This is a genomic window from Maritalea sp. (assembly GCF_051251695.1).
GTDB lineage: Bacteria > Pseudomonadota > Alphaproteobacteria > Rhizobiales > Devosiaceae > Maritalea.
Genome location: NZ_JBPOEU010000028.1, coordinates 33,075 through 40,953, shown reverse-complemented (window position 1 = coordinate 40,953; position 7,879 = coordinate 33,075). Strand labels below are relative to the sequence as shown.

Here is a 7,879-nt window from a genome sequence, read left to right as displayed (position 1 = left end):
CGTCAATTACTTGTGCGTCTAAATTTACGTGGCGAGTTGGGCGTCTTCGTATCTCTGGCGAATCTAAGCGCTTGAAACTAATTGAGAATTGAGGTTGGATTTGCGGGTAATTTGGGGAATATTTTATGAAATTTATTATGGTGGATGTTGAAACAGCTAATTCTAATCAAGGTTCAATATGCCAAATTGGCATGGTGAAAGTTGAAAATTGGGAGATTGTTTCGAAGGGTAGCATGCTGATTGACCCCAAGGCCGATTTTGATGCGGTGAATATTGGTGTACACGGTATTCGGCCTGAGCAGGTTGTTGGAAAGCCAACATTTGTTCACGCACATGCGCCAGTCAAAGGCTTCTTTGATGAGCAGGTTGTTTTTTCTCATTCAACATTTGACCAGATCGCTTTTGATAAGGCGTGTGATCAAAATGACTTGCCGCGTTTTGACTGTCATTGGATGGATAGTACGCGTGTGGTGCGCAAAACATGGGCGCAATTCAGCCAGCGTGGCTATGGGTTGAGGTCGCTGGCCGACCACATTGGATTTGAGTTTGGACACCATGACGCATTGGAGGACGCATTGGCTGCAACGGCGGTTTTGCTGGCTGCACTAAAAGACAAGGGGTGGACGCTTGATCAATGGAAAGAGGAAATTGGCCACCCCATCAAAGTGGATGGTTCGGTTAGTGGTGCGCCTGCGTCAAATAGTGTGAAGGGCAAGTTTGAGCCAAATCCAGATGGTTCGTTTTTCAAGCAAGGGATATGCTTCACGGGCGCGGTGCCGGGCATGTCGCGCAACCAAGCGCGTGATGCGGCGGCTAAACTAGGGTTTACCATCGTCACGACTGTCAGCAAGAAATGCAATGTGCTGGTGGCTGGGGAGTTGGACCCTAGTGTTCTGGCCGAAGGTGCCAGTAAGTCTAGCAAATTGTTGAAGGCTGAAGAGCGCCTGGCTAACGGTGAAGATATACGGATTTTGAGTCCAATAGAGTTTGCTGAGCTTTTTGTAGAGGGCGGCTAAACTGTCCAGCCTTACAAAATTACATCCCAAATAGGTCGCCGGTTTGGAGTACTTTGTGGATTTTGATGCCTTCTGAGTTTTTGAATTTTACCGTAGCTGGTGGATTGTATTGCTCTGTTTCAATCCATTCGGCGGTGCGGCGGGTGAGGCGTTTAATAAAAGCCATTGTTTTTTCGTGGCCATTTTGCTCATGCACAACAACAATGTCGCCAATGCGGGGTGGCAAGTGTGGGTGGATAAACACCAAATCACCAGCATCGTATTTAGGCGACATGCTGTCGCCCTCCACGTAAAGCGCATACACACCCTTGGCTGTTTCAAGTGCAGGTGGTCGGCGCACATAGTCGATTGGGTCCGTCATAACCATAAACCCATTGTCTTTTAGCGCAGATCCGGCAGCTGTGCCCAACACGGGAATGTCGCGTTTCATCTGGTCCATAAATGGTGGTTTTACGTTGGCGGGTGAGGCGTTGGATCTTGGCGCATCATCTGTGCCATGCATTAGCCATGTAGATGAACAGCCAAGGACTTGAGCGATTTTTTCAAGCGTATCTAAGCGAGGGCTCTTTGTTCGTCCGTCCAGTATGTGGCGAATTGTACTATCAGCGCCTGTAGCCTTTATGGATGCCGCTCTGGGCGACATACCAATCTCATCTAGGCGTTGTTGAATCCTTGTGGCGACCGTTTCCATTTAGTCCTCGAATTTATTGCTGTTTCATTATAGCGCAATCGGTTCGCGTAATACGCGCTTAGAAAAAGACTTGACTGTGCGTCTAATTGTACGCATATGTTGATTTATGAAAGCACGCGAAGCACTAATTGAGATCACGGGTAGATATTGCGCAGCTAAGAAGCTGAGCCGGTCTCGTGTTTCAACAATCTTGTTTGGAAGTGGCAAACGACTGGACGCAATTGTGTCCGGTGCGGATTTGAACACCAAGACATATGAAGCAGCTTTGACCAAAATGGATGCTGAGTGGCCCAGCGATGCTGTTTGGCCTGAAAACATTATGCGTCCGCCCAATTTCGTTGGCACAGAGGTGTCGGCATGAATGTTTCACTTTTTCCTCCCTGTAGGCGAAAACTGTCCTCCTACAGTAACTCGGGCGCGTTGAGCCGTGGTTTGGCGCGTCTGCTTTTTATTCTGGACCGTTGTGAGCGCGACGATTGTGAGTGCCACGATTGTGAGTGCCACGATTGTGGGCGCCACGATTGTGGGCGGCATTGGCACAAGAGCAAGGCGAGGGGCGTTTACCCTTTCGCGCATTTCAACCCTGCCTTGTTCTTGTTTCATCTTGTTGCGCAGTTTGCGCTTCGCGTGGCGAAATTCGCGGATGGATTGTTCCAGCTTTGGGTTTGTAAGTGTGTTCATGCCACGCAAATTGGCATGGCGATGTTGAATGCGTCACGGTGTGGCGGTTTGGCTTTTTACGCCCGTCGCAAAATGGGGGTATTGTGATGCGGCAATTGCCCGGTGGTTCTTATCGTCATTTGAAAGCGTCTACCCATGCGTTGTTTGACCAATTTGGTGGCCAAGACAGCGCTTCGCTTTTTACCCGTGTGAGCCAGCAAACCCTTTCCAAATATGCCTGTTTTGGCGACGACAATTTAGAGCGGTTTGCGCCGATCGATATTGTTGCGGATATCGAACTTAAGCTAGGCAACCCGATTGTTACCCGTGCCCTTGCTGGGCTGTCTGACCATTTGTTGATTAAGCGGCCAATTGCCGTTTCCACCAAGGGCGACAATGCGCGTGAATTGGGCGTTGTGGCTAAAGAATGCGGCGAGGTGGTGAGCACTTTTGCTGAGGTCGTGGCCGATGATCATATCAGTTTGAACGAAGCAACGCGTGTGCGCAAAGAGGCGATGGAAACCATGGCCGTTATGGCGGCGCTTGTGGAGCATATGGACCAGATTATTCAGGGGGCTGAATGATGGGCAAAATGGGTGAGCTTGCTATGTCGCAAGGCCTACACATTTCGCGCAAGGGGCGGCGGCATAGGCCACAGCCGCTTGAGGTGCCGCGCGGAAATGGCGTGAATGCGCGTGTTCACCTTTTGCCCAACCAAAGCCATTACATGAGTTTTTGCCTTGGTGGAGATAGGCGGGATATCTGCCTTGACCAAAACCAAATGGCGCAAATGCTTGAGCTGATCAATGAAGCGCAGCGCTTTATCAATGTGGATGACAGCCGAACAGACCGGCAATTTCCGACTTCTGAGGCTTTGGGCGCAGGAGGGCGGTTATGAGTGTTGTTGTTCTTACTGGTGATGTTTTGGCCATGTTGGCCACTTTGCCTGATGACCACTTTGATTGCGTCGTGACCAGCCCACCATATTGGGGGCTTCGCGATTATGGGGTTGAGGGCCAATTGGGATTGGAGCCGACGCTTGGTGAGCATCTTGAAGCCATGGTGCGGGTGTTTGCTGAAATCAAACGGGTGCTGAAACCAACAGGCACATGCTGGATGAACTACGGCGACTGTTATGCGACTTCACCGGCAGGGAACAAGGTGCGTGATGATGGGCGGATAAAGTCCGACAATGATGATCGCACATTCACGCAAAAGCCATTTTCGACCATCCAAGGCGTTTTGAAGGCCAAGGATTTGTGCATGGTGCCGAACCGTTTGGCCATCGCGCTGCAAGAGGATGGTTGGTGGATTAGGTCGGAAATTATTTGGGCTAAGCCAAACCCAATGCCGGAAAGCGTGACAGACAGACCTGCGAATTCGCATGAGAAGATTTTCATGCTGACCAAAGCGCCGCGATATGAATATGACGCGCCAGCGGTGCGGCAAAATGCTGCGGAATCTTCTATACAGCGTTGGGCACAAAACATTGATGCACAAGCTGGTAGTACAAGAGCTAACGGCGGTGCAAAAACCAACGGAAATATGAAGGCGGTTGGCGGAAAGAAACGGGGTGCAGCACGTCCGCATGCTGGTTTCAATGACAATTGGGACCAGATGACCAAGGCTGAGCAACAGGCTAATGGACGGAATTTGCGCAATTATGAACCTGCTCCAGTTGATGTTTGGAAGATAGCGACTCGTCCATTCACCGGAGCGCATTTCGCGACGTTCCCACCAGAATTGGTCGCGCGATGCCTTACCGCAGGGTGTCCAAAAGGTGGGCGTGTGTTGGACCCGTTTGGCGGTGCTGGCACAACTGGCTTGGTGGCGGATCGCATGCAGCTCGATTGCACCTTGATCGAACTCAACCCCGAATATGTCGACATCATCCAGGAACGTTTAGCGGCGGACCAAAATCCACTTGAGCAATTCTTGGCCGAGGTGGCGCCATGAACATCAATTGGCATGCCATGTATCTGCGCGAGAAAGCCCTGCGGGAAGAAGCTGACGAACGGCTTGTTCAATTGCGCAAAGCTTTGGCCAAGCCGTTATTGATCCCCGCTGATTGGAATTTGACCGTTGGTGAGGGGCGTGTTTTGCGTGGCTTTATGCGGTCTGAAATGTTGAGCGAAGCGCAATTGCGCGGCCTGTTTGCGGTTGGCTCCAAGGGCGGGTTGGTCAGCGAAGGCGTGGTGAAAACCTACATTCACCGACTGCGCAAAAAGCTTGCTGCAATCGAAAACCAGCCGATCCAAATCAATTGCAAATTTGGCTTTGGCTATTGGATGCCCAGTGCATCCCGAGACTTTATCAAAAAAGCTGTGGGAGCGTATTGAGTGGGGTTTTCACCATTGGATTTTCGGTCGGGCAAACCGGCAATTGCCGCCAAGCGCACCGACATGAACACGGTTGCAACGCGGCGGCGGATGGCCAGCAAAAAAAAGGAAGCGGCAAAGCTCAATTCGCGCGAAGGCGTTCACCTGTTGGCGGCCAAATCCAGTGCCACTGCATTGCGCAACAGCGCAGCGTTTGACCCTAGCCACGCGCCGGATGGTGCGTTGTTTTTGCCGCTGGGTGAGCTCGGTGAATGTGACTGCAGATGGCCGCTCTATCGGGATGGGGAAATTCAATTGTTTTGTGGCCGCTACACGGTTCCCAGCAAGAGCTATTGCGAAGTGCATCACAAGGTTGCTTATCGGCCATATCGGAGGATGGTGCTGTGAAACACTGGACGCTCGATGATCGGATGACAGTTGTTTTGTTTGCAGGCATGGGCGGCGCTTGTGATGGGCTGGAACGGGCTGGCATACCGGTCAACTTGGCGGTCAATCATGAGCCAATTTCTGTCGCGGTACACAAAAAACGCCATCCGCACACCAAGCATTTGCGGTGTGATGTGTTTGAGGTTTGCCCATTAGAGGCCACCAAAGGGCGGCGGGTTCGCATGCTTTGGGCGTCGCCTGATTGCACGCATTTTAGCATTGCTAAGGGCGCGAAACCCGTTTCCAAGCGTCGCCGGTCGCTGGCGTGGGTTGTTTGCCGTTGGGCTGGCCAAGTACGGCCAGATACGATTGGGCTTGAGAACGTAAAAGAGATCCAAGGTTGGGGGCCATTGATCGCGAAGCGCGACAAGGCAACTGGCCGGGTTTTGAAACTGGATGGAACTGTCGCCGCAAAAGGCGAGCGCGTGCCGATCCAGAACCAACAGCTTGTGCCAGACCCGAAACGCAAGGGGAAATACTGGAAGGCTTGGATCAAACATTTGCGCGGTCTTGGCTATAGCTTTGAATGCCACGAATTGATCTGCGCTGATTTTGGCGTGCCGACAATTCGCAAGCGGTTGTTTGGTATTGCTAAGGCTGATGGCTCCAAACCTGTTTGGCCAAAGCGGACGCATGCACCCCGCCATGAACATAAAGCCCTTGGCCTAAAGGCATGGGTGGGCGCACACTCGATTATTGATTGGTCGCTTCCATCACAATCGATTTTTGAGCGCAAGAAACCGCTTGCTGAAGCAACTGAGCGCCGGACCGCAAAGGGGATCATGAAATATGTGGTGAACGATCCGCGACCTTTCTTGGTGCCGATCACCCACACGTCAAATTCCAATGTGCATGATACACTAGAGCCTTTGCGCACCATCACCACGGCCAAGGGCGGTGAGTTGACCGTGGCGGTGCCGAAATTTCAGCCGGCTAATTGCGAAAAGACCGATCGCGTGGCCGCATTCTTGGCGCAACACAATGGCGGACCACGCGCACCAATCGGTTCGCGATCTGCGCAAGATCCGGTTTCAACCGTAACCACCACAGGCGCACAACAGGGATTGGCCGCTGTGTCGCTGACTACCTTGCGTGGCTCGACAAAAGATGGGCGCGACGTGCGTGAGCCGGTTCCGGCCCTTATGGCAGGCGGCAACCATGTGGCGGCTGTGGCGGCGCTTGTTGAAACTTACTATTCGAGTGGCGGCAATGACCACACGGTGAAAGCGCCATTGAGCAGCTTAACCGGTCGCGCCAGACATGGTGTTGTGACCGTTGATATTTCTGGTGTGACCTATCAGATTTCAGACATTCATTTGCGCATGTTGCAGCCTGAAGAAGGCGCGGCGGCGCACGGATTTTTGCCAGGCGACTTGCCAGACACAATTGAGCTGGATGGCAAGCTCAAACGGCTAACGAAAACTCAAAAATATCACCTAGTCGGCAATTCAGTGCCGCCAGATTTGCCAAAGATTTTGGCCGAATTGAACGTTGATATGCCGATGCGAATGGAGGCTGTGTGATGTCGCTTGAGACAGTTATAGCGAAAACAATCAAAGAAAATAGCGAACGGCTTCCCGATGGCCGAACAGTTTGCGATTTAGAGCAGTTATATGCCGATCTTGCTGGCAGCTTTGATCTCTTCAAATGTGAAGTGGAAAGCAAGGTCATTTCTGGAGTTCTTTTGATGTCAGTTTCTCACTGCATCGACGATCCTGCTTGTGATCGCCTTTTAGAAAAAATAGCAAAACGTGCTGATGAGATTAATCAACGACGCAAGGAATTTGCACAATGTGGTCGTTAAAAGTCGCGTCGAAAATCGTAGGTGGCGCGTGTCTTTACATCAGCCGCTGTAACTACTGTGACTTTGCTTGGGCTAAGTTTGAAGGTCTTTCCGCCAATTTCGATTTCTCCACTGCACCCTTTGAACTCAATTTGCCAATCGTCTTTATTAAAGCGTATCGGATCAAACATCACATCAGTGAATGTGCAGTCCTGAAAATAGATCGTTTCTTCAAATATCGCGTTGTAGATTTTCATCCAACTGAATTCAATGCTTATGAAACGACATCTTGCTATGTAGCAAAGTACAAACTGAATTTTGTCAAAGGACAGCTCAAAAGTTGTGTTGTTCAGCACTGCCTTTGGAATGCGGTACTTAGAACCACTGAATTTGTTAGCTCCTGTGATCAGCTCGATGGCAAGTGCCATATGGCGGACAGTATCGGTTTTCTCAAGTTTTTGTTTTGTCAGCAGTTTTTCGGAATGCTCCTCGATATAATTTGCCGCGGCTTCTGTACACACTCCTCTAAGCTTAGGGCGAGTGATAAGGAGGCTACGCAGTTCGTAAAAGCCTACGGCTTGCATCGTCAGGCTTTCATTGCAAACCTTGTCAATTGCCTTTGCCGTGCGATCAAGGTCGAGTTCAACCCTTTTAGTCTTGTTCGCCTCTCGCAATTCGAATGTTCGAGCGTAGGCAAGATATGCGGCAAAAATAGCAGAGAGCCAAAACGCTGCTTGTGCAACCCAACCAGCATACGAAGAACCTTTGGGCCAAAAAGACCAAATCTCATCGGCCGGTATGCCAGCATAGCGTTGGCTAACATAGATATGGAAGCCGAGGGCTGCAATCATAATAATTGCGACCGCGTACACTCCAAAAAGCTTCAAAAATTCTACAGCCGCTTTGTTTTTCATCAAATACCCCAAAAATATCGTGGCACCATTTCAGCGCGCACCCATCAAGG

At 50.8% G+C, this 7,879-nt stretch carries 11 protein-coding genes; 9 read left to right on the top strand and 2 right to left on the bottom strand.

Annotated elements, in window-relative coordinates:
- The first annotated feature begins 125 nt into the window (after positions 1 to 125).
- Positions 126 to 1,016 (top strand): exonuclease domain-containing protein, encoded by an 891-nt coding sequence (locus tag ACSHWX_RS15045; protein WP_435669051.1) that lies wholly within the window; start codon positions 126 to 128, stop codon positions 1,014 to 1,016.
- Positions 1,017 to 1,035: 19 nt separating this feature from the next.
- Here ACSHWX_RS15045 and ACSHWX_RS15040 read toward each other — a convergent pair whose 3' ends face one another.
- Complete coding sequence (locus ACSHWX_RS15040) at positions 1,036 to 1,659, bottom strand: XRE family transcriptional regulator (protein ID WP_435669050.1); 624 nt, start codon at positions 1,657 to 1,659, stop codon at positions 1,036 to 1,038.
- Between the two features lie 154 nt (positions 1,660 to 1,813).
- On the opposite strand from ACSHWX_RS15040, the gene ACSHWX_RS15035 reads away from it, so the two are divergent.
- The 8 genes from ACSHWX_RS15035 to ACSHWX_RS15000 all read left to right on the top strand — a co-directional run bounded on the left by ACSHWX_RS15035 (position 1,814) and on the right by ACSHWX_RS15000 (position 6,936).
- Positions 1,814 to 2,068, top strand: coding sequence for a hypothetical protein (locus ACSHWX_RS15035; protein WP_435669049.1), 255 nt, complete (start codon positions 1,814 to 1,816; stop codon positions 2,066 to 2,068).
- Positions 2,069 to 2,474: 406 nt separating this feature from the next.
- A complete protein-coding gene (locus ACSHWX_RS15030) occupies positions 2,475 to 2,951 on the top strand; it encodes a hypothetical protein (RefSeq protein WP_435669048.1) in 477 nt (158 codons plus the stop codon).
- Positions 2,948 to 3,265 (top strand): hypothetical protein, encoded by a 318-nt coding sequence (locus tag ACSHWX_RS15025; protein ID WP_435669047.1) that lies wholly within the window; start codon positions 2,948 to 2,950, stop codon positions 3,263 to 3,265. The genes ACSHWX_RS15030 and ACSHWX_RS15025 overlap by 4 nt, the downstream gene beginning before the upstream one ends.
- On the top strand, positions 3,262 to 4,323 hold the full coding sequence (locus ACSHWX_RS15020; protein ID WP_435669046.1) for a DNA-methyltransferase: 1,062 nt from the start codon (positions 3,262 to 3,264) through the stop codon (positions 4,321 to 4,323). Before ACSHWX_RS15025 ends, ACSHWX_RS15020 begins: the two co-directional genes overlap by 4 nt.
- On the top strand, positions 4,320 to 4,706 hold the full coding sequence (locus ACSHWX_RS15015) for a hypothetical protein (protein ID WP_435669045.1): 387 nt from the start codon (positions 4,320 to 4,322) through the stop codon (positions 4,704 to 4,706). The genes ACSHWX_RS15020 and ACSHWX_RS15015 overlap by 4 nt, the downstream gene beginning before the upstream one ends.
- Positions 4,707 to 5,093 carry a GcrA family cell cycle regulator gene (locus ACSHWX_RS15010; protein WP_435669044.1) on the top strand — a complete coding sequence of 129 codons (387 nt, stop codon included), beginning with the start codon at positions 4,707 to 4,709 and terminating at the stop codon, positions 5,091 to 5,093.
- Positions 5,090 to 6,655, top strand: a complete 1,566-nt coding sequence (locus tag ACSHWX_RS15005; RefSeq protein ID WP_435669043.1) for a DNA cytosine methyltransferase — start codon at positions 5,090 to 5,092, stop codon at positions 6,653 to 6,655. The genes ACSHWX_RS15010 and ACSHWX_RS15005 overlap by 4 nt, the downstream gene beginning before the upstream one ends.
- Positions 6,655 to 6,936, top strand: coding sequence for a hypothetical protein (locus ACSHWX_RS15000; protein WP_435669042.1), 282 nt, complete (start codon positions 6,655 to 6,657; stop codon positions 6,934 to 6,936). Before ACSHWX_RS15005 ends, ACSHWX_RS15000 begins: the two co-directional genes overlap by 1 nt.
- On the opposite strand, the gene ACSHWX_RS14995 is transcribed toward ACSHWX_RS15000, so the two are convergent.
- A complete protein-coding gene (locus ACSHWX_RS14995; protein WP_435669041.1) occupies positions 6,933 to 7,829 on the bottom strand; it encodes a hypothetical protein in 897 nt (298 codons plus the stop codon). The genes ACSHWX_RS15000 and ACSHWX_RS14995 overlap by 4 nt on opposite strands.
- Positions 7,830 to 7,879 lie beyond the last annotated feature (50 nt).